The sequence below is a fragment of the Flavobacterium esculini genome (assembly GCF_048284325.1).
In the GTDB taxonomy this organism is placed as follows: Bacteria; Bacteroidota; Bacteroidia; order Flavobacteriales; family Flavobacteriaceae; genus Flavobacterium.
Map to the genome: position 1 here is coordinate 82975 of NZ_JBLVPI010000003.1, position 23696 is coordinate 106670.

13 protein-coding genes are annotated in these 23696 nt (G+C 37.0%); all 13 read left to right on the forward strand.

Annotated features, from left to right (window positions below):
- Positions 1–4 precede the first annotated feature (4 nt).
- The 13 genes from ACNQGG_RS03830 (at position 5) to ACNQGG_RS03890 (ending at position 23683) form a co-directional block, all read left to right on the forward strand.
- The gene (locus ACNQGG_RS03830; protein WP_417961710.1) at positions 5–3277 is read left to right on the forward strand and encodes an efflux RND transporter permease subunit; all 3273 of its coding nucleotides are present in this window, start codon (positions 5–7) and stop codon (positions 3275–3277) included.
- A gap of 96 nt (positions 3278–3373) precedes the next feature.
- Positions 3374–4456 (forward strand): efflux RND transporter periplasmic adaptor subunit, encoded by a 1083-nt coding sequence (locus ACNQGG_RS03835; RefSeq protein WP_417961712.1) that lies wholly within the window; start codon positions 3374–3376, stop codon positions 4454–4456.
- 338 nt (positions 4457–4794) lie between these two features.
- Positions 4795–5853, forward strand: a complete 1059-nt coding sequence (locus ACNQGG_RS03840; RefSeq protein WP_417961714.1) for an NAD(P)-dependent alcohol dehydrogenase — start codon at positions 4795–4797, stop codon at positions 5851–5853.
- 6 nt (positions 5854–5859) lie between these two features.
- Positions 5860–6276 (forward strand): (R)-mandelonitrile lyase, encoded by a 417-nt coding sequence (locus tag ACNQGG_RS03845; protein WP_417961716.1) that lies wholly within the window; start codon positions 5860–5862, stop codon positions 6274–6276.
- Between the two features lie 284 nt (positions 6277–6560).
- Positions 6561–7793: an ROK family transcriptional regulator gene (locus ACNQGG_RS03850; protein WP_417961717.1), complete on the forward strand. Its 1233-nt coding sequence runs from the start codon at positions 6561–6563 to the stop codon at positions 7791–7793.
- Between the two features lie 610 nt (positions 7794–8403).
- Complete coding sequence (locus ACNQGG_RS03855; RefSeq protein WP_417961718.1) at positions 8404–11790, forward strand: SusC/RagA family TonB-linked outer membrane protein; 3387 nt, start codon at positions 8404–8406, stop codon at positions 11788–11790.
- A gap of 18 nt (positions 11791–11808) precedes the next feature.
- Positions 11809–13260, forward strand: a complete 1452-nt coding sequence (locus ACNQGG_RS03860; protein WP_417961719.1) for a RagB/SusD family nutrient uptake outer membrane protein — start codon at positions 11809–11811, stop codon at positions 13258–13260.
- Between the two features lie 105 nt (positions 13261–13365).
- Positions 13366–14286 (forward strand): dihydrodipicolinate synthase family protein, encoded by a 921-nt coding sequence (locus ACNQGG_RS03865; RefSeq protein ID WP_417961720.1) that lies wholly within the window; start codon positions 13366–13368, stop codon positions 14284–14286.
- A 30-nt stretch (positions 14287–14316) separates the two neighbouring features.
- Positions 14317–15489, forward strand: a complete 1173-nt coding sequence (locus tag ACNQGG_RS03870; protein ID WP_417961721.1) for a galactose oxidase — start codon at positions 14317–14319, stop codon at positions 15487–15489.
- An 89-nt stretch (positions 15490–15578) separates the two neighbouring features.
- Positions 15579–16823, forward strand: a complete 1245-nt coding sequence (locus ACNQGG_RS03875; protein WP_416856523.1) for an MFS transporter — start codon at positions 15579–15581, stop codon at positions 16821–16823.
- A 137-nt stretch (positions 16824–16960) separates the two neighbouring features.
- Positions 16961–19066, forward strand: a complete 2106-nt coding sequence (locus ACNQGG_RS03880) for a GDSL-type esterase/lipase family protein (RefSeq protein ID WP_417961722.1) — start codon at positions 16961–16963, stop codon at positions 19064–19066.
- 95 nt (positions 19067–19161) lie between these two features.
- Positions 19162–20349: an AGE family epimerase/isomerase gene (locus ACNQGG_RS03885; RefSeq protein ID WP_417961723.1), complete on the forward strand. Its 1188-nt coding sequence runs from the start codon at positions 19162–19164 to the stop codon at positions 20347–20349.
- A gap of 97 nt (positions 20350–20446) precedes the next feature.
- Positions 20447–23683, forward strand: coding sequence for a LamG-like jellyroll fold domain-containing protein (locus tag ACNQGG_RS03890; RefSeq protein WP_417961724.1), 3237 nt, complete (start codon positions 20447–20449; stop codon positions 23681–23683).
- Positions 23684–23696 lie beyond the last annotated feature (13 nt).

A 23696-nucleotide genomic window follows, 5' to 3' on the forward strand; every position in this document is an offset into this window, starting at 1 on the left:
CCATATGAATTTAATACGTTTTGCACTCCGCAAACCCATCTCCATATTGGTATTGGTTGCTGGTTTATTTTTCTTCGGAATTAGTGCCATCAAAGATATTAAGGTAGATATTCTCCCTAAAATGAATTTGCCTGTAATTTACATTGCACATCCTTTTGGCGGATACACTCCGGACCAAATGGAGGCTTATTTTGCCAAAAATTATGTCAACATCCTTCCTTTTGCCAATGGTGTAAAATCAGTGGAAACCAAAAATATCCAAGGGTTGATGATTATGAAATTGACCTATTATGAAAACACCAATATGGCGCAAGCAGCTGCCGAATTGAGTGCGCTTTCCAATAGGATCCAAGCGGCATTTCCTCCGGGTACGCAACCGCCTTTCATAATTCGTTTTGATGCTTCGTCATTACCAATCGGGCAGTTGGTTTTGAGCAGTAAAATTAGGTCTAACAACGAATTACAAGATTTGGCAAACGTGTATGTTCGGGCTTCTTTTACTTCGATTCCAGGTTTATTATCGCCGGCTCCCTTTGGCGGAAGCCCAAGAACCATTGAGGTTAACGTAGATCCTGATTTATTGCGTTCCCATAACATGACACCCGACCAAATTGTAGAAGCGATACGCCTCAACAATCAAACGGCTCCTTCCGGAAACGTGAGAATTGGCGATAAAAACTACATTACGCCAACTAATAATACGATTAAAGAACTTAAAGATTTTGAGAAAATTCCGTTGTTTAAAGGAAGCATTCAAAACTTGACTCTGGGTGATGTCGCGACCGTAAAAGATGGTGCCGATATTACCGCTGGTTATGCTTTGGTAAACGGAAAACGTTCGGTTTATATTAGTATTGCCAAAGCAGGAGATGCTTCGACTTGGGATGTGGTTCAGAAATTAAAGTCGGAACTGCCCAAAATTCAAAGTACACTTCCGGAAGATGTAAAATTATCATACGAATTTGACCAATCGGTTTATGTAATCAATTCGGTTAAAAGTTTGGTTACGGAAGGAATTATCGGAGCGGTGCTAACGGGATTAATGGTTTTATTATTCCTTGGAGACAGACGTGCGGCGTTAATCGTAATCTTGACCATTCCGATTTCGATTATTTCTGGCGTTTTATTTTTAAAATTATTCGGACAAACCATCAACTTAATGTCCTTAAGCGGACTGGCATTGGCTATCGGAATTTTAGTGGATGAAAGTACCGTAACCATTGAAAATATTCATCAACATCTCGACATGGGAAAACCCAAGGCACTGGCTATTTGGGATGCCTGTCAGGAAATTGCTTTACCCAAATTATTGATCCTGCTTTGTATCCTTGCCGTTTTTGCACCCGCTTTTACCATGGTTGGAATTCCTGGAGCTTTGTTTTTACCTTTGGCGTTAGCGATTGGATTTTCAATGGTGATTTCATTTTTACTTTCCCAAACTTTTGTGCCCGTTATGGCCAATTGGTTGATGAAAGAACATCCAAAAACGGAACATAAACCGAACATTACAGATGATGAAGCCGAGTTTAATGCTAGCGGATTAACTCCTGAATCTGAAAAAGATTTGATCGGTCAGAAAAAAGTAATGATTGAAAGAGATGATTTTAGTGGAGATGGAAAAATAAGTGTTTTTGAAAGATTCAGAATCCGATTTATGAAAACCTTAGACCGTCTTTTTCCCTACAAAAAAGCCGCTACTTTGGGGTATCTTATCGGAATTACAGTGCTTGCTATAATGTTCCTTACTTTTATTGGAAAAGATGTTTTCCCTAAAGTAAATTCGAGTCAGTTTCAGCTTAGAATGCGGGCTCCAGATGGAACACGCTTAGAACGTACCGAAGAAAAAGCGATTTTAGTACTGAAAGAATTAAACAAAATGGTAGGCAAAAAACATATCGGAATTTCATCAGTATATGTGGGACAACACCCTTCCTTATTCTCCATTAATCCAATCTATTTATTCATGGCGGGTTCGCATGAAGCCGTTTTTCAAGTAAGTTTGAAAGATTATGAAACCGATATGGATGATTTTAAAGATGATCTTAGAGCTCGAATTAAAAAAATTCTTCCGGATGTAAAAGTCACTTTTGAACCTATTGAACTTACGGATAAAGTATTGAGTCAAGGTTCCCCTACTCCTATTGAAGTTAGAGTTGCCGGAAAAGACAAAAAACGAAATGAAGCTTACGCTAATAAAATCGTCGAAAAACTTCAGAAAACATCTTATTTCAGAGATGTACAAATTGGGCAACCAATTCATTATCCTGCGATGAATATCGACATTGACCGAACTCGCGCTGCCGAATTGGGAGTGGATATGAATGATATTTCGCGTTCGTTAATTGCTTCCACTTCGTCTTCCAGATATACGGAGAAAAATACTTGGATCGATGAAAAAACAGGTTTATCGGTTGCGGTACAGGTACAAGTTCCTTTGAATAAAATGAAAAGCAAAACCGATATGGGAGAAATTCCTGTATTAAAAAATTCGTTGCGTCCTGTTTTAAGTGATATCGCCAAAATTACACCTGGGTTTGTAAGTGGTGAAAATGACAATTTAGGAGCTATGCCATACATTACAGTTACCGCTAACATCCACCAAACCGATTTAGGCACGGCTACAACAGATGTTGCTAAAACGATAGATTCATTGGGCGAATTGCCTCGTGGTTTATTCATCGAACCTATTGGTTTGAGTAAAGTATTGAGCGAAACATTAAGCAGTTTACAAGTCGGATTGTTAGTTGCCATCTTTGTAATCTTCTTAATGTTGGCTGCTAATTTTCAGTCGTTCAAAGTTTCTTTAGTAATTTTAACCACCGTTCCAGCGGTAGTTTTAGGTTCGTTATTAATGTTAACCATCACGGGTTCAACCTTAAACTTACAATCGTATATGGGAATTATCATGTCCGTGGGTGTTTCGATTGCCAATGCTGTTTTATTGGTTACCAATGCCGAGCAATTGCGAAAAATAAATGGGAATGCATTAGAATCGGCACGAGAAGCAGCAGCATTGCGTCTGCGCCCCATTATTATGACCAGTGTGGCTATGATTGCGGGAATGTTACCCATGGCGATTGGTCATGGCGAAGGAGGCGACCAAGTTTCTCCATTGGGAAGAGCGGTTATTGGCGGATTATTATTTTCGACCTTTGCCGTATTGCTCGTATTGCCTTTAATTTTTGCTTGGGCACAAGAAAAAACAAGTACACAATCTATTTCTTTAGACCCTGAAGACGAAGAAAGCATCCATTATATCTCATCATTAAAATCATAAAATGAAATCGCCATTAAAAACAAATTTGTTACAAACAAAAACCAATAAATAAAAGGCGATAACATAAATGACCTCTAATAAATAATTTTTACATTTATGAAAACTAAAATACTACAGTCGACCGCGCTATTTTTTGTAGCACTATTTTTTCTAAGCAGTTGCAATTCGAATAAAAAAGAAGCACCTGTTGCTGAAATAGAACCTAAAATGGAAACTTTTTCTTTGGCAAAAGCAAAACTGACCACCGACCTGCGTTTACCCGCCGAATTATCCGGTTTTAGTCAAGTGGATTTATTTGCTAAAGTAAACAGTTATGTAAAAACACTTAAAGTAGATATTGGTTCTGAGGTAAAAAAAGGACAACTCCTTATTGAACTCGAGGCACCAGAAATTAGTTCACAGTTGGCTGCAGCGGAGTCTCGCCTGCATTCACAGGAAGCCCTTTATACCGCCAGTAACAGTACGTACCAACGATTGCTTGAAACCAGTAAAGTAGAGGGAACGATTTCTAAAAATGATTTAGAATTGGCTTTTTCCAAAAAAAGTTCCGATTTTGCCCAATTAGCAGCGGCTCGTGCCGGACACAGGGAAGTCAAGATAATGCAAAATTATTTACAAATAAGAGCTCCATTTAATGGTAAAGTAACAGCACGTAACGTCAATACTGGCGCCTATGTGGGACAAGGAGCTCAAGTACCGCTACTGACGATACAAGACCAAAAGAAACTTCGTTTATCAGTATCTGTACCTGAAGCGTTTACAGGTTATCTCAAAGTAGGGGAAGTAATTACCTTTAATGTAGTATCTTTGCGAGGAGAAACATTTCAGGCTAAAATCAGCAGAATGTCCGGAGCGCTAGACCTCAAACTCCGTTCTGAACGTGTCGAATTGGATGTGATAAATTCCGACGAAAAATTACTCCCTGGAATGGTAGCTGAAGTACTCCTACCACTTAATAGCAAAAAAGAAACTTTTGTAGTCCCTAAATCGGCAGTTGTGAACAGCGCTGAAGGGATCTATTTGATAAAAGTAATCAACAAAAAAGCGCAACGCATCACCGTAAGCCTTGGACTTGAAGTGGATGACCAAATCGAAGTTTTTAGTGATTCATTACAAGAAAAAGATATTTTGCTTAGCAAATCAAATGAGGAGATTAAAGATGGTGCTGAGATCAATTAGTTCTTATTCTTTCAACAACAAATTAGGTTAATGCTAATTCATAAAGGTCTAATCGGGCAAGGTTTTGGAAACCTTCTAGGTATGGATTTTAAATATAAATACTTAAAAATTTTTAGAAATAACATAATAAAAATCGAACTTCAGTTTATAGCTTTCTTTGATGCAAATTATATCGATAGTTCTGTTTTGCGTGAGTGATGGCAGTGGAGCTCTTTTTTTGAGAGGTTTTTTTACCTATCAAAAAAAAGCGGGAACGTAGAGCACGACCCATAGTTTTCACGAAGGGGCACGTCCAAATAAAAAAATTAAATACAATATCAATTTTAAAATTTAATCGAATGGAAACAATAAATGTAAAAGCTTACGGGACAGTCGCGGTGGATGCCCCTTTAAAACAAATGGATATCGAACGCAGAAACATTACGGCTAAAGATATTGAAATCGAAATTTTGTATTGTGGTGTTTGTCACTCTGATTTACACACGGCTAGAAACGACTGGGGATTTACGACTTATCCTGCGGTTCCCGGCCACGAAATTGTGGGAAAAGTGACTAAAGTAGGAAACGAAGTCACTAAACTGAAAGTGGGCGATTTTGCGGCAGTAGGCTGCATGGTAGATTCTTGCCAAACCTGCGATAATTGCAAACAAGACCTGGAACAATATTGTTCAACAGGATTTACAGGAACCTATAATAGTGCTGATAAGCATTTGGGCGGTATGACTCTTGGAGGCTATTCGGAAAAAATTGTGGTAGACGAAAACTTCGTTTTAAAAGTGCCTGCAAATCTTGATTTGGCTGCTACAGCGCCTTTATTATGTGCCGGAATTACCACTTGGTCACCACTTCGCCATTGGAAAGTGGGAAAAGGGAGTAAAGTTGCCGTTGTAGGTTTGGGCGGATTAGGACATATGGCCATAAAACTGGCCAAAGGTTTGGGCGCAGAAGTAACCCTTTTTTCCCGATCACTTAATAAAGAAAAAGACGCTTTAGAATTGGGTGCAGATGCTGTAATTATCTCGACTGACGAAACTCAAATGAGTGCTGTAAGCGGAAAATTCGATTTAATTATTGACACCGTTCCTTATGTTCATGATGTAAATCCTTATGTAGGGACTTTAAATACTAATGGAACTTTGGTTTTAGTAGGTTATTTGGGCGGTTTGGAACCTATTTTAAATACGGTTCCGATGATAATGGGAAGAAAATCAGTTGCAGGTTCTTTAATTGGCGGAATTGCCGAAACCCAAGAAATGCTTGACTTTTGTGGGGAACACAATATTGTATCCGAAATTGAAATTATTAAAATACAGGATATCAACGAAGCGTATGAGAGAATGCTGAAAAGTGATGTTCGGTACCGTTTTGTCATTGATATGGCGTCGCTTAAAAGCTAAAAAAATATGAACACAACAGATAATAACGAGCAAAATCCAATTTTCACTCCCGGTGATAAAGCAAATCCTGATTATTTTACGGGAAATGCCTGGGTTAAATTATTAGTAAATGAAAATGAGTTTAATAGTATAATTGGCAACGTAACCTTTGAAGCGGGAGCGAGAAACAATTGGCACACCCATCCGGGAGGTCAAATTCTTCTTGTAACCGATGGTGGGGGCTACTATCAGGAAAAAGGCAAGCCGATTCAATTGATTCAAAGAGGCGATGTCATTAAAATACCAGCCGATGTTAAACATTGGCATGGTGCTGCAACTGATAGTGCATTAACTCATATCGCCATTACCGCAGTTACTCCAAAAGGTTCGATTGATTGGCTGGAAAAAGTAACGGATGAAGAATACACTAGTTACAAACTGTAAGAATGACTTTCAAGGAAAGGTGTTCGATTACAGTCCCAGTAACTACATAATTCATTTTCAATTAAAAAAAAAACCCTGTAAATCATATGATTTACAGGGTTTTTAGTTTTTACTAATCCCATTTTTACCTTTAGCGAAATCAAAATTAAATCCAACTTGTGAGATACTAATTATTGCAAACAGATTACCTATTTAATACTGAAATAAGATTTAAACCATTGTGTAAAAAAAATTATAGTAAGTTTGTAAATGAATCCCATTGATTTTTTTAAAAAGTAACAAGAATGAGTTTAAAAGATTTATTAGACAGTAGTAAAGACAAAAGCCTTTCGGGACAAAAGTGGCATATGCTAAGACAAGCAATCGTAAAACGATTATTGTCTGCCGGTAATGCTACAATAGCAGAATTAAGTTCTGAACTACAATCTAGTGTTCCAACGGTAACTAAAGCCGTTAACGAATTATTGCCCGAGGGCTATGTGGTAGATCTTGGGAAAATCACCAATAGTGGCGGAAGACGACCTTCTCTGTATAGTATCAATCCAACTTGCGCTTACTTTTTAGGGGTCGAAGTGAGTATTGCCAGTATGTCCATTGGCTTACAAAACATTAAAAACGAATTTGTCAGTATTGAATTAGGAACTTCCTTTATTTTAGAAAATACACAAGAGTCACTTTTGGAATTTTGTAATCTGATAAATTCATTTATAGAAGACAGTTCTGTCGAAAAAAAGATGATTGTGGGTGTTTGCATCAATTTTTCAGGTCGTATCAATTCGATGGAAGGATTTAGCTATAATTATTTCTTTAGCGAAAACAGACCTTTAACAGAAATTATTTCCGAACAATTGGACATGCCGGTACATTTAGAAAATGATACCAGAGCAATGACATTTGGTGAATATTGTGAAGGTGTTGTTGATGATGAACAGAATATAATATTTCTTAATTACAGTTGGGGTGTAGCTATAGGAATGATCACTGACGGTAAACTATATTATGGAAAATCCGGTTACTCTGGGGAATTTGGTCACAGTACTATCTTTGATAACGGGATTATGTGTCAGTGTGGTAAACTTGGATGTCTGGAGACTGAAATTTCAGGTTGGTCCTTAGTAAACCAATTCAAGGCAGCGCTAAAAGAAGGAAAACAATCAAAAGTAGTTCTTGATGAGAGTTCTCCTGCTTTGCAACACCATACCATTATAGCCGGAGCTTTTAATCTAGAGGATACTTTGTGTGTTGATTTGGTGACAAAGCAGAGTGAAAAAATGGGACGCTATTTATCTATTTTACTCAATATCTTTAATCCTGATTTATTAGTAATTGGTGGTGATTTTGCTCAACTGGGGGATTACACGCTATTACCTATTCAATCTGCATTAAAAAAATATTCATTAGGTTTAGTGAACCGGGATATGAAACTTAAAAAATCGACTTTAGGTCGTCGCGCCGGTGTTATTGGGGCATGTTGTGTTATAAAAGAAAAGATGTTATCCCCATTAATTAATAACTAAAATTACTTCTAAATTTTAGTTATTAAAATAATTTAATAATTACATTGTATTTGTTAAATTATTTTATATATTTACAACGTGATAATAAATAGCACGGAAAAAAATATATTTTAAATTGTTCTTTTACTAAATTTTATACTTTCTCTCCTACAAAAGATTAAGAAAAAGATTATAGTTCAAAAGAAAAACTCCGTCCAAATTACTATTAAAAAAGAGATTTTATCTTTTAAGATTACTAATTGCTACACCTATTTTGACTGTGCTATTTTCTATCGAAATGATTTTTTCTAATGCTAAAGATTGCCCATAAAAACTAAAGTAAGAATTTAAATTCTTAAAATACAACTGACGATTTTAAGATTGCTAACATAAAAGACAACAAAATTGGGAATACCCTTTTTTATAAAATATTCATTTGTTATCCATAAAAAAAGCCAGCATATGCTGTAAACATGCTGGCTGGTTCTTAATAAAAAGAACTGTGATTGGAAAACAAATAAATAAACCAAGAAGGAAGAATTATTATTAACCTAACCATTACAAAAGTATGTATTTATTACCAAAAAGCAAGCCTAAAAATTATTGGCTTACCCCTAACTTTGGGAAAGCTATGAAATTAACATCCTTATTTCTAGTAGCTTTTACCGTACAAGCATCAGCTTCAGTATCTTTAAGAACGGCTGTTTTTTTTGAAAAAAATAATACCGTTACAAAACAGACAACCAAATTAGCCTTAATCCAAAAGAAAATTACAGGAAAGGTAACTAATGAAAAAGGAGAGACGTTACCTGGAGTAAATATTATTGCCAAAGGCACTACTATTTCAACACAAACCGATTTTGATGGAAATTTCACATTTGAAGTACCCGACAATGTTACCACATTGGTTGTTTCTTACATCGGACTTCAGGAACAAGAAGTGACTATTGGAAATGCGCCACTTACTATAGTTCTAAAAGAAGTAGGTCAGCAAATGAATGAAGTTATTGTTGTGGGATATGGTTCTCAAAATAGAAGAACTTTAAGCACCTCAGTTTCTAAATTAGACAAAAAAGTTTTAGAGAATGTTCCTTACTCAAATGTAACACAAGCATTACAGGGAAACGTAACTGGTTTAGTGGTGCGTACCGCATCAGGGCAACCAGGTAAAGCATCTAATATTTTAGTACGTGGAGGTACTTCTATTGATAATCCGGCAGGTGCAACTCCTATGTATATTGTTGACGGAGTTATTCGTACTCAAATTGATGATATCAATTCTGCTGACATTGCCTCATTACAAGTATTAAAAGATGCCGCTGCAACATCAATCTATGGAGCTCGTGCTTCTAATGGTGTAATTATTATTACAACATCGACCGGTAAAGCTGGTAAAACCAAAATCACTTATAATGTTTCTACTCAAAATAGCCAAGTAGGAAAGAAATATGATTTCTTAGACGGAGGTGACTTTATTAGATTGCAACGTTTAGGTTTGTATAATGCTGCCGAAATCGCCGGACTTTCAACAACCACCGGTATTGCAAGACTCGGACAATTAACAGGAGCTACTCCTGCCGGTACCGGAAATAATTTATTGAATAACACCCCATTCGCCACTTTATTGAAATCGAATTTGGACGCACCCACTATTCAAGGTTTACAAGCTAAAGGTTGGCAAGAAATGGCAGATCCTCTTAATGCTAACAATACGATTATGTATAAAAGCACAAACTGGAATGATGTTTTATTTCAAAATGCGATCACACAAAATCACACTTTAGGTTTTAGTGGTGGTGGAGATGCCGGTACTTTTGATTTAAGCTTAGGGTATTTAAAAGGAGATGGTGTAACCATATTCACCGGTTACCAACGTTTTACCAGTAAATTGAATGCTTCTTTGAAAGTAGCCGATAACTTTACAATTAACGGTCGCGTTTTATATTCAAAGTCCAATAATAATCAAGTTGTTGCCAATAGTGTTGTTTTCAACAGATATTTAGGAAACTCCCCTACCACAAAATTGTATTTGGAGGACGGTACTTTAGCTCCTGGTCAAAATAATATCAATGGAAATCCATTATACCAAATGGGTAAAGTGAAAGGAATTAATGAGAATAATAAATTGCAGATGGGTGTTGACGGCGATTTAAAAATCACTAAAGATTTAACTTTTACACCTTCATTGTCATTATACAGTGAAAATGATAATAATAATACTTTTCAACAAGCTTTTTTAAGTGGAAGTAATGGTTTGGTAGATAACACTCGCACCGCTACCCGATTAAGCAATCAAATCGCACAAGTACAATACGAAGGGGTTTTTACTTATGCCAAAGCTTTGGATAATATAGGTGATTTTCAAGCAAAATTGGGTGCTTCTAAATTCGACAGAACCATAAAAGCATTTAATGCATCTGGAAAAGGAAGCCCGTCTGATCTTGCCCAAACTTTGGATTCATCGCCAATACCGGTTTCAGTATATAGCAACAATACCAGATTAGTGCTGAACAGTGTTTTTGGTCGAGTGAATTACGATTACAAAAGCAGGTATTTTGCAACAGCCTCTTTCCGTTATGATGGTTCTTCCAGTTTAGGTCCAGATAATAAATATGGTTTTTTTCCTGGATTATCTGTAGGTTGGAATGCACATGAAGAGAAGTTTTGGAAAGTAATGCCAGAGGTTGTTTCCTCTTTTAAACTTCGTGGAAGTTATGGGGTAAACGGGAATTTAGGTACTTTGGGTGATTTTCAATCGGGTGGATTATATTCAGGTACAACAAACGGATTTGCTAATAGCTACAACGGTCAATCTGCAATTGTAAATTCACAAATTGCTAATCCAGGTTTGAAATGGGAGCAATCACAAACTATAAATGGAGGTTTTGATTTAGGTTTTAATCATGATAAAGTTAGAGTAATTGGAGACTTTTATAATAAATTGACTTCTGATTTATTAACAAATCTAACGCTTCCTTCTAATAGTGGTTTCTCTACCGTGCTAACAAACTTAGGAGGATTAAGAAGCAAAGGTTTTGAATTAGAATTGAATGCCAATGTGTACAATCAAAATGATTTGAAAATTAATGTGGGTGCTAATGTTTCACACAATACTAACGTAATTGAGAAACTTCCTTTCAATGGAAATGCAAACAATAGAATTGGTGGAACTGAAATTTGGGATGCAGCAAGCAGTTCTTATAAATACGTAGGTGGTTTACAGGAAGGTCAAAAAATTGGTGATTTTTATGCTCACAAACAATTATATATCCTTTCTACACAAGCACAAGCTGATGCTTATAACGCAACTACAAAGGACACTTATGTAACTAAAACAGCTGCAGCCGGTGGTAATCCAACTGGTAAGAAATTTGCTGGAGATGCAGTATTTGAAGATACAGACAACAATGGTACAATTGATAGCCGTGACAGAACTTACATGGGTAATATGTTCCCAAAATTTGTGGGTGGTTTTAATTTTAATGCAGACTATAAAGGATTCTCATTAACCGTAAGAACCGATTACTCTTTAGGAGCTACTATTTACAATGAAGCCAGAGCGCGTTTTGTGGGTCAATTTCAAGGAAATTACGGATTATTAGCCGAAAGTTTACAGTCTTGGCAAAAAGAAGGTGACATTACTAATGTACCACGTTACCGTTGGGCTGATCAAACGAACCAAAATAACTTATTCCGTTCTGAAGCAAGTGGTGCAGCATATAATACCAATATGTTCCAAGGAAATAGCCGTTACTACGAAAGTGGAGATTACTTATGTATAAGAGAAATTACATTGAGTTATACCGTTCCAAAATCGATAGTTGAGAAAGCTAGATTAGCATCAGTACGTGTGTATGTAACAGGAAGTAACTTATACTATTTCACTAAATACAGCGGTTTAAGCCCAGAAGTTCAAGGGATTGATGGTGGTTCCAGTTTAGGATTAAATTCAGCTGGATCTACAGGGACTTATCCTGTTCCAAAAAACTTTATCCTTGGTTTAAACATTGGTTTGTAAATTTTAATATTAAATATCATGAAAAAGAAAATTCTTTTATATTCTATACTTTTTACCGGTTTTTCACTACTGAACTCGTGTCAGGATGACTTAAACCTTACATCTGAAAGCGTAATTACTTCTGCTAGTTTTTGGAAAACTGAAGACGATGCAAAAGCAGGTGTAAATGGTATGTACTTCAATTTCAGAACCCAAACCCAACAAAATTACTATTTATTGGGAGGAGCAAGAAGTGCAGAAATCACTAATGGAGTTCAATCTCCGCTAAGCTTGGCTAATTATTATAATAACAACCTGACTGCACAGAATATTGATGTGGATTGGGCTGGTTTGTATACCGTAATTCATCAAGCGAATTTGGTTTTGAAATATGTTCCGACTATTCAATTTAGTCCAACAACTGTAAATGAGCAAAAGAGATATATCGCGCAAGCATATTCTATGCGTGCTTTGGCTTACTTCATCATGGCTCGTTCTTGGGGTGGTGTACCAATAGTCACTACGCCAACGGAAAACACCAATCAATCTGAATATATTGTTCCGCGTAATACGATTGAAGAAACTTTTGCATTCATTAAGTCTGATATCGAATCAGCTATTGCGAATTATCCTGATGCAACAAACAATAAAACGCAATTATCCTTGTCATCGACTTACGCTTTAAAAGCGGATGTTAATTTATGGACCGCGAAACAATTAGGTGGTGGAAGTACTGATCTAAATACGGCTTTGGCTGCGATTAATGCTATTCCTACTGCACCATCTTTATTACCAAATTTCAAAGACGTATTTAGTTACACCAATAAAGGAAATACTGAAGTCCTTTTTGCGGTTAGATATTCTTTGGCGGATGTACCATCTGCGCTATCTGACAATTGGAATTCTTTCATGTTTGTTGGACCAAGTGACTTTGCCCCCCTAACAGCAGCGACAGCAACAGCAACTTTCGGAACTTTGGGAGTTGGTACAGGGAATGCAGGTATTTCAAGAGTACAACCAGATATTACCCATTTCAACTTTAGCAATACAGATACCAGAAAAATAGCTACTTATTTAACTTTATACAATGGAACTACTCCGGTAGTAACAGGTTTAGTAAAATACAATGGAACAGTTGATGGTGCTACCAGAAGATTTGTGAGCGATATCATTATTTACCGTTGGGCTGACATCCTGTTGATGAAAGCAGAAATTAAAAATGCTTTAGGTCAGGATCCATCTTCAGAAATGAATCTGGTAATGCAAAGAGCTGATGCTTCTTCCTCCTTTACAAATGGCTCTCAAACAGCTAATAATGATGTTATTTTAAATGAACGTTTGAAAGAATTAGCTTTTGAAGGGAAAGCATGGTGGGATTTAGTTCGTTTCAACAAAACGAATCTTGTGCCTTCTATGGCCGGTAAAAAGATATTGTTTCCAATATCTCAAAATACCATTAACTTTAATCCTAAAATCACTCAGAATCCATAGTGAAAATTGGATTTAAGAAGTATAGTTTAAATAATAAGCCGGGAATATTTAAGTTCCCGGTCTATTTAAACAACATAAATAAAAGACAATTTAAAAAAATACCTCATGAAAATTGAACATTTACAAGGGCTTATCTCAGCTCCTTTTACCCCCTTTAATAGCAATGGAAAATTAGATGTTAGCCTAATTCCGGCTTACTATACTTTTCTAAAACAAAACGGAATAACTGGTGCTTTTATTAATGGCTCTACTGGAGAAGGTGTTTCTATAACATTAGAAGAGAAAAAAGCGGTTGCTAAAGCTTGGGCAGATTGTTCCAATCACGATGCTGATTTTAAAGTAATGGTATTCTTAGGTGGAACTTGCCTTACCGATTGCATTGATTTGGCCAAACACGCTTATGAAATTGGTTTGTATGCCGTTTCATTGACAGCTCCGTTTTATTTCAAACCTGCTAATGTGGATGTGTTGGCTCAAGCTTGTATAAAAGTAGGCGAAAGTGTTCCTAATATGCCTTTATATTACTACCACATTCCAGTATTAACAGGTGTGAACTTCCCAATGTTTGATTTAGTACAAGCCTTAGACGGAAAGCTTCCTAATTTTGCAGGAGTGAAATATACGCATGAAGATTTTATGGATTACCAAAGTTGTATGAGTTACAAAGACGGTAAATACGACATGCTTTGGGGACGTGACGAGAATATGTTATCAGCATTAGTATTGGGAGCCAAAGGTGCTGTAGGAAGTACTTTCAATTATGCTGCTCCATTGTATTACGATTTGATTTCGGCTTTTAATGCCAATGATTTAGTTACAGCGCGTGCTTTGCAGCAAAAATCAATCAACATGATTCGTTTATTGGGTAAATACGGCGGAATTTCAGTAGGGAAAGCCTATATGAAAATGGTAGGTTTTGATTTAGGTGAATTTAGATTGCCTGTCAAAAACATGAGCGCTGACCAATTTGAATTATTTAAAAAAGATGTGGAAAGTCTAAATTTTGAAGATTTCAAATCAAAATAGCTTTGTTCGTTTTATTTTAAAAGAAATACCATGAATAAACATTTTTATCCTATAATTCTTTCCTTACTTATTATGCCGACAACTGACGCCCTATCTCAAAAAAAAGCTGTAAACCATGTGGAATGGAAAATGGCAGCGCAACTACAAAATACTGATGGAAGTATATCATTAGGTTTTGCGGGTGCTATTAATGGTATCAGTAACGATGTATTGATAGTTACCGGAGGTGCCAATTTCCAAGATAAAATGCCTTGGGAAGGTGGAAAAAAACAGTATTCAAAAGAAATTCATGTATTGCAGAAATGCAACGATACTTATAGCTGGAATAAAAATGTACGCAGCACATTACCCGAAGCAATCGCCTATTGTGGTTCTACCTCAACTGATTTAGGAGTGGTATATGTGGGGGGTGAAAATGAAAATGGACTTTCAAATAAAGCTTTTATTCTACAATGGAATGCTGCTGCAACTGAAGTTGAAGCCACATCCCTACCTGATTTTCCAGTACCTGTTACCAATATAGCGCTAACACATATTGAAAATGTAGTTTATGCCATTGGCGGTGATGAATCGACTAAATCTTCTGATTTATTTTTAAGTCTTGATTTAAATAGTTCTAATCCAGAGTGGAAAACATTACCAAAATTACCCATCGCTTTCGCTAATTCGGTTGCGGTAGTTCAGAAAGACAAGGAAGGAACCACTATTTACGTGATTGGTGGCAGAACCAAAACCCCTTCAGGAATAAGTGATTTGCACAATACCACTTTTGCCTTTAATTTAAAAAAACAAATCTGGGAAAGTCGTGCAAACATATCCGATGGAAAAAACACAACCAACTTTTCCGCAGGTGCAGGTGTTGCTGTAGGCAATCATTCTATCGTAATTGTTGGTGGTGATAATGGTATCGTTTTTCATAAAATCGAAACGTATTTATCCCAAATTGCACAAACCAACTCTCCTGAGGAAAAGGCCAAGCTAATCGCAGAAAAAAATGTATTGAACACGAATCATGACGGTTTTTATAAAGGAATCTTATTATACGATACTGTTACCGATTCCTGGTCTACCATTGGCGAACTGCCCTTTCTTACTCATGTGACGACTACAGCTACGCTATGGAACGATAAAATTGTTTTGTCTAATGGAGAAATAAAACCAGGTATTCGTACTCCTGATGTGATGTTAGGAACTATAAAGTAATTACACTCAAAATAGGTTTTAACCCCCATTTTTTTGCTATCGAAAAATGAAGGTAAAATCACAAATGAAATTTTAAAGCATATCAAAATATGAAAAATACAAAGTATTATCCTTGGGTAGTAGTAGGCTTGTTATGGCTTGTAGCCTTGCTAAACTATATGGACAGACAAATGCTGGCAACGATGCGTCCTTCAATGGAAACAGATATTCCTGAATTAGTCTCTGGTGAGAACTTTGGACGTTTGATGGCGATATTCCTTTGGATTTATGCTTTAATGAGTCCTATATCCGGAATTATAGCAGACAAATTAAACAGAAAATGGCTGATTGTAGGGAGCTTATTTGTTTGGTCAGCAGTAACGTATGCTATGGGATATGCAACAACTTACAATCAGGTGTATTGGCTAAGAGCCCTGATGGGAGTAAGTGAAGCTTTATATATTCCTGCCGGTTTATCACTAATTGCCGATTACCATCAGCAAAAAACAAGATCACTTGCGATTGGTATTCATATGACCGGACTTTATGTGGGTTCCGCATTAGGGGGTTTTGGAGCTACTATTGCCGCTGCCTATTCTTGGCATACTACTTTTCATTATTTTGGAATAGTTGGTGTTTTTTATGCATTCATTTTGGTTTTCTTTTTAAGAGAGCAAAAAGTTGCCGAAGTAAAAATTATAGATTCCGATTTGATGCTAATAAAAGAAAAAAGTTCGCTCTTCAAAGGCATGGCTTTGTTATTCACAAACATCTCGTTCTGGGTTATCTTATTCTATTTTGCCATAATAAGTTTACCGGGCTGGGCTACAAAAAACTGGTTGCCTACCCTGTTTTCAGAAAATTTAGGAATTCCTATGGAAGAAGCAGGTCCGCTAGCCACCATTGCCATCTCCTTTTCATCCTTATTGGGTGTGATTTTTGGTGGTATTCTATCTGATAAATGGGTACAAAAAAATATAAAAGGCAGGGTGTATACCAGTGCGATTGGTCTGAGTTTAACTATTCCTGCTTTATTGTTAATTGGTTTTGGACATTCATTATTCAATGTGGTCGGTGCTGCGCTTTGTTTCGGTATCGGTTACGGAATGTTTGATGCCAATAACATGCCAATTATATGTCAGTTTGTTTCTTCAAAACACCGGGCGACGGCCTATGGTGTCCTAAATATGACTGGAGTTGGTTGTGGTGCATTAGTAACTTCTCTTTTAGGAAAATCCTCGGATAGTGGAACTTTAGGCTCCGGTTTTGCTTTGATGGCGGGAGTTGTTATAATTGCATTAGTAGTCCAAATCAGTTTTTTGCGTCCAAAAGTGAATGATTTTGTCGATGCTTAAAATCCATTAGTATCGTTTACTAAGTTCAAATAATTGTTTTAAGTTGGGTTTGTTTTTTATCTTTTAAGGCGGAGCCTTGTGTTCCGCCTTGGGGATAATTTACGCCTATTTGTAATAATTTCTGAAAAAATAAAAACATGAATACGATAAAAAGGAATCTATTTTTAGTAGTCTTTTTCATTTCAATAGCCTTTCATTTTGAATCAGTTGCGCAAAAATCAACCCTCAAAGTGGCCTGCATTGGAGATTCCGTTACAGCGGGTTATCTCTTATCTGATGCTGCAAATGAATCCTATCCTTCGCAACTTCAAATCTTGATGGGCGGACAATATGAGGTGAAGAATTTCGGACATAGCGGAGCAACACTTTTGAAAAAAGGAAGTACACCCTATTTTAAAACTAAAGAATGTGCCGATGCCATTGCATACAGACCTGATATAGCCATTATTCATTTGGGTTTAAATGATACAGATCCTAGAAATTGGCCTAATTACAATGCTGAATTTGATGCCGATTACACTTGGTTAATAGACATCTTAAAAAAACAAAATCCGGCAGTTAAAATTTACATCTGTCGATTGACGCCCATATTTAATGAGCACCCTCGTTTTAAATCGGGAACCAGAGATTGGTTTTGGCAAATTCAATCTCATATACCCAACATTGCAAAAGCAAATCAAGTGGGTTTAATTGATTTACATGAAAAGTTATACCATCGTCCTGATCTTTTTCCTGATGCTTTACATCCGACGAAAGAAGGAGCAACTATTCTGGCCAAAACCGTTTATGAAAACATAACTCAAGATTTTGGTGGATTAAAATTAGCTGCTGTTTTCACTGACAATATGGTTTTACAACGCAACCAACCTATTCCAGTTTATGGAACGGCTAATGGAGGTGATACTATAGAAGTAACTTTTAAACAACAAAAAAAGAACGTCATTGCGGACAAATATGGAAAATGGAAAATTACTTTTCCCGCTATGACACAAGGCGGACCTTATGAAATGACAATTCAATCTAAAGGAAGAAACCTTGTTTTGAAGAATATTTTGGTTGGAGATGTTTGGTTTTGTTCCGGACAGTCGAATATGGCATTTCAACTTCAAAATTCAGAAAATGGTTCGGCGGAAGTAAAAAAAGCAATTGCTAATACTACTATTCGGTTATTCAATGCCAAAGCAATCCGTGATACTGATGAAACGGCATGGGATTATCTCACTTTGGTTAAAACCAATCAGCTGCAATTCTTTTCCGGAAGTTGGTCGGTATGTGATTCGATAAGTGCCAAAGATTTCTCGGCCATTGCCTATTACTTTGGTAAAAATATCGCCCACGAAGAAAATGTAGCTGTGGGTTTGATACAAGTTGCCGTTGGCGGATCACCGATAGAATCTTGGATTGACAGATACACCTTGGAACATGACGATAAAGTAGTTGATGTATTAACGAACTGGCGTAAATCGGATTTTATCATGCCTTGGGTCAGAGAACGTGCCAATGTAAATTTAAAAAACGCTACAAATGCAAAACAACGCCATCCGTATGATCCTTGCTACAATTTTGAAGCTGGAGTGGAAGCCTTTACAAAATTCCCGATAAAAGGTGTGATTTGGTACCAAGGCGAAAGCAATGCACATAATGTTGAATTGTATGAACACCTCATGCCTACATTAGTAGACAGTTGGCGTAAAGCCTGGGGCTCAAACCTTCCCTTCTATTATGCTCAATTATCAAGTATGGAGCGACCAACTTGGCCCGCATTCAGAGATGCCCAAAATAGATTGCAAAATAAAATACCAAACTGCGGGATGGCCGTCAGTATGGATTATGGAGATGCTCTCAATGTGCATCCCATTAAGAAAAAAGAAGTAGCTGATCGTTTGGCACTTTTGGCCTCTCGCTACACCTATAGAAAAGCTGTAATTGCGAATGGTCCTTCCGCTTTGAAAGCCATACAAAAAGGCGACAACATTCTAGTTTCATTTGCATTTGCAAAACAATTAACTACTTCGGACAAAAAAGAACTAATTGGTTTTGAATTGGTAAATGACAAGGGAATTCACATGCAAAGCAAAGCAGCTATCGTGAAAAATCAAGTATTAATTACGATCCCAAAAGGAGAAAAAATAAGAACCGTTTTATATGCATGGAAACCTTTTACAACTGCCAATTTAGTGAATGAAGCCCGCTTACCCTGTTCGACTTTTAAACTAGAATTGAATCCTGCCGCTGAAAACTAAAAAAGTCAAATCCTTTTATTTACTGACTAAACGAGACAAAAAAATAACATCTAGTACAAAATAAAAAATACTAGTTACAAAACATATATTAAAAAATGAGCTACTCAAAAACAGATCTTCTCAGCTTAAAAGATTTTTATCAGAATCAATTATTAAATGATACCGTGCCATTTTGGTTTCCACGTTCTATTGATACCGAGTTTGGAGGTTATTTATTAATGCGTGATCAAGATGGAAGTTTGATTGATGATGACAAAGCCGTCTGGATACAAGGGCGTTCCGCTTGGTTATTGGCTACACTTTACAATACAGTCGAGCCAAAACAAGAATGGTTAGAAGGTTCTAAGACAGGCATCGATTTTTTAAACAACCACTGCTTTGATACCGATGGACGAATGTTTTTTCACGTAACACGTGACGGACAACCCATACGCAAACGCCGGTATTACTTTTCGGAAACCTTTGCGGTTATAGCAATGTCAGCTTACGCAAAAGCAAGCAGTGATGAAGAAGCCGCTGAAAAAGCACGGTTTTTATTCGGAAAATGTATCGAATATTCAACTTCATCTGGTTTATTAGAACCTAAATTCACCGCTACCAGACCGTCAAAAGGAATTGGAACTCCTATGATTATGATAAACACGGCACAACAGTTACGGGAAAATATTGGAGACCCGCGTTGTGATGAATGGATTGATACATGGATTACTGAAATTGAAACCGATTTTGTAAAAGATGATATCAAATGTGTGATGGAACAAGTAGCGCCAGATGGTTCCATAATCGATCATATTGATGGGCGCACGTTGAATCCCGGTCACGCTATTGAAGGAGCTTGGTTTATTTTACATGAAGCAAAATACCGCAACAATGATCCTCATTTAATTGAATTGGGCTGCAAAATGCTCGATTATATGTGGGAACGCGGATGGGATAATGAACATGGTGGTATTCTATATTACCGTGATGTATACGACAAACCCGTTCAGGAATACTGGCAGGATATGAAGTTTTGGTGGCCTCATAACGAAGTGATTATTGCAACGCTGCTAGCCTACACTATGACAGGCGATGAAAAATATGCAACTTGGCACAAAATGGTACATGATTATGCGTACAGCAAATTCCATGATGCAACAAATGGAGAATGGTTTGGCTATTTACATAAAGACGGAACCATTGCCCAAACGGCAAAAGGAAATATGTTCAAAGGACCTTTTCATTTGCCGAGACAGGAATGGTATTGTTTACAATTACTTAATGAGTATTTAGAAGACAGTTAAATTTGATTTCGGCTATCGCTGTCAGCTCGTTTAACAAAACCGTTCCGGATTACAATCTTATGCTTTACTAACCAATTTTAACCAAATATTAAAAAATATGAAAAATTTATTACTTTCTTTTTGTTTGTTTTTTATGTGTTTATACGCTAATAGCCTAAAAGCACAAAGTGGTAAGGTCTTAAACCTTAATGGAACTAGTACGTATATGACGGTTGCTGATCATGCCGATTTAAACTTTGGCACAAGCCAAAATAAAACAATTACCTGTTGGATAAAAACTACCACTACAACTGGTACCCCACGTATTTTTGCTAAAAGAAATGGTTCATCAGGTAATGGATATGAGTTTTGGACCGGTAATGGTTCAAATGCCGGCAAGTTTGCCATAAATATGCAAGGTACGGGTACACCAAATAACATTAGTACAGCAGGTTATTCTGCAAATTCAATTGCTGATGGGACTTGGCACCATATAGCATTGGTATTAGATGCTTCCAGTAACAGAACAGTATATGGTTATGTAGACGGTGTTTTAGCAAATACAGGAAAAACCTTTACATCCATTACTTCGGATTTCTCCAATGCGTTGAACTTTGTTGTTGGAGCTACATCTGACACAAATAACAGTTACAAATGGGCTGGACAAATTGATGCTATACGAGTTTGGGATAAAGCAATGACTCCAACAGAATTAATGGCAGACATGACTGCAGTAATAAATGGACCAACCACTAACCTACTCGCTGCTTGGAATTTTGAAAACATAAGTGGCAGCACTGTTCCTGATGTTTCCGGTAATAATCATGCAGGAACTCTTTTTGGGTCTCCAACAGTTTCAAATGCTTTTCCGATGATTTTATCTTTGGATGGGGTAAATGATTATATGTCTGTTGCAAATCATGCCGATTTTAATTTGGCAATGGGACAAAGTTTAACCGTTACCTGTAGAATTAAAACAGCCGATTTCTCTAAAAGAATCTTGAGTAAGCGACCAGGCGGTTCGGGTATTGGTTATGAATTTATCAATAATTCATCAGCTAGCGGCGGGCAATTTGGAGTTAATCTAACAACAAGTGGAGGCGCTGCCGGACCACCTTATGGTACATCAAATGTATCTAATAACATCTGGCATCATCTGGCAATGGTTATTGATGTGGGCACTACGAGTTGTAAAATTTATGTGGATGGTGCTTTACAACAAACCAAAACTACCTCAAATATTGGTGGTATAAATACTGTTTCTAATACTGGTAATTTATTGTTTGGAACGCTAAGCAATTTTACATCCTTTATGAATATTCAAATTGACGATATCCGTTTTTGGAGGAAAGCAATGACAGCTGCAGAAGTACTTACAGATAAAACAGCAATTGTAACTGGTATCGAAGCTAATTTATTAGCAGCATGGGATTTTGAAAATGTAAGCGGAGTTACTGTTCCAGATATTTCTGGCCAAAGCCATCCCGGTACGCTAAACGGCGGAGCATCAGTAATCGCTCAAACAAATACCATGCAAATTAATACCGTATCCTTAATTCAAACGGAACTTCCAACGGGTATGGGAGATATTAATCAACGTATTGTTGCTGTAAAAGTCGCTGCCAACGGAACGATCAATCCACTTACTGTAAGCGCACTAAAATTCACTATGAATGGTACGACAAATAGTGCTGATGTTAGCACTATTAAAATATATTCAAGTGGAACTGATTCCGTTTTTAATACTGCTACTGCTACGTTATTTGGAACTACAGCACCTGCAGTCGGTAACCTAACCGTTAATGGAAGCCAAGCACTAGTGTCCGGAGATAATTATTTTTGGATTACTTATGATGTAGCTTCCGGAGCAACTGAAGGAAATCTATTGGATGCCAGTTGTGAATCGATAGTTGCAAATACTATAACTTATAATACCGCTGCCAACACTGTTGCAGGTAACCGCGTTATCCTATTAGCTAATACCCTTTTATTTACTCCGGGAGATGCCGGATCCTCAAACTATCGTATCCCTGCAATCATAACTGCGGCCGATGGTTCATTGGTAACCGTAACGGACAAAAGATGGAATGGTGCGGGAGATTTAGCAGCAAAAATCGACCCGGTAGTCCGCCGCAGCACAGATAATGGAAAAACATGGTCAGAACCTGTGACCATTGCCAATTTTGGTGCACCTACCGGAGTCGGAGATGCGGCATTGGTTATGGATAAAGCAACTGGAAATTTAATTTGTTTACTTGCTGCCGATTTAGGTTTCTTTGCTTCGACACCAACAAATCCAATTAAAATAAAATATTGCAGAAGTACTGATAATGGAATCACTTGGGGCGCACCAGTAGATATAACGAATCAAATTTATGGCGCTGGTTGCAGTAATGCTATCACTCAAAATTGGTTAGGCGTATTTGTAGCGTCAGGTAGAGCACATCAATTAAGAGATGGTCGTATCGTTGCTGCCATTTGTGTCAGAGAATCAAGTGGCGGAATCAATAATTACATGATTTCAAGTACTGATGGTGGTATTACTTGGACTCCATCAACAGGAATTGCTGAAACAGGAGGCGATGAAGCCAAAATTGTCGAATTGAATAATGGAAATCTGATGATGAGCATCCGTAATTCCGGAACACGCAGATTTAATGTATCAACCAACAAAGGTGTTTCTTGGGGCACAGCCTACAATCAGGCTAATATTACCGATCCTAATTGCGATGGGGATTTTATTCGCTATACCTCAACTTTAGATGGATTTGATAAAAACCGTTTGCTGCATACGATTCCTTTTGCAGCAAATAGAACCAATGTTTCTGTGTTAATGAGTACCGATGAAGGAGCTACTTGGCCAATCAGAAAAATAATTTTTTCTGGAGCATCGGCATATTCTAGTCTAACGGTTTTGCCTAACGGAACATTAGGAATCTATTATGAAAACGGTGAAAGTTCAACTTATCAAATGTATTTTGCCCGATTCAGCTTAAATTGGTTAACAAATGGAGCAGATACATTTGTTCCTAATACATCTTTTTCTTCATCTCAAACCGCAAAGCGTTCTGGCAGTTCAATTCCCTCTAATAAAAATTCAATATCAGGTAAGGAACTAAGTATCGATTTAGAACCCAATCCAACCAATGATTTATTAAAGGTTAAAGTTAATAATACCAAAGAACCAGTTACCGTTAAAATATTTAATTTAACAGGTGCAATAATTCGTAAGGCTACAATAGATAATACTGACCTAGAGACAATATTTTCTCTGGGAGATCAAGCTCAAGGCATTTATATTTTGCAGGTAAGCGACTCAAAAACAACAATCAATAAAAAAATAATAAAAAAATAAGCCTGTTGGATTG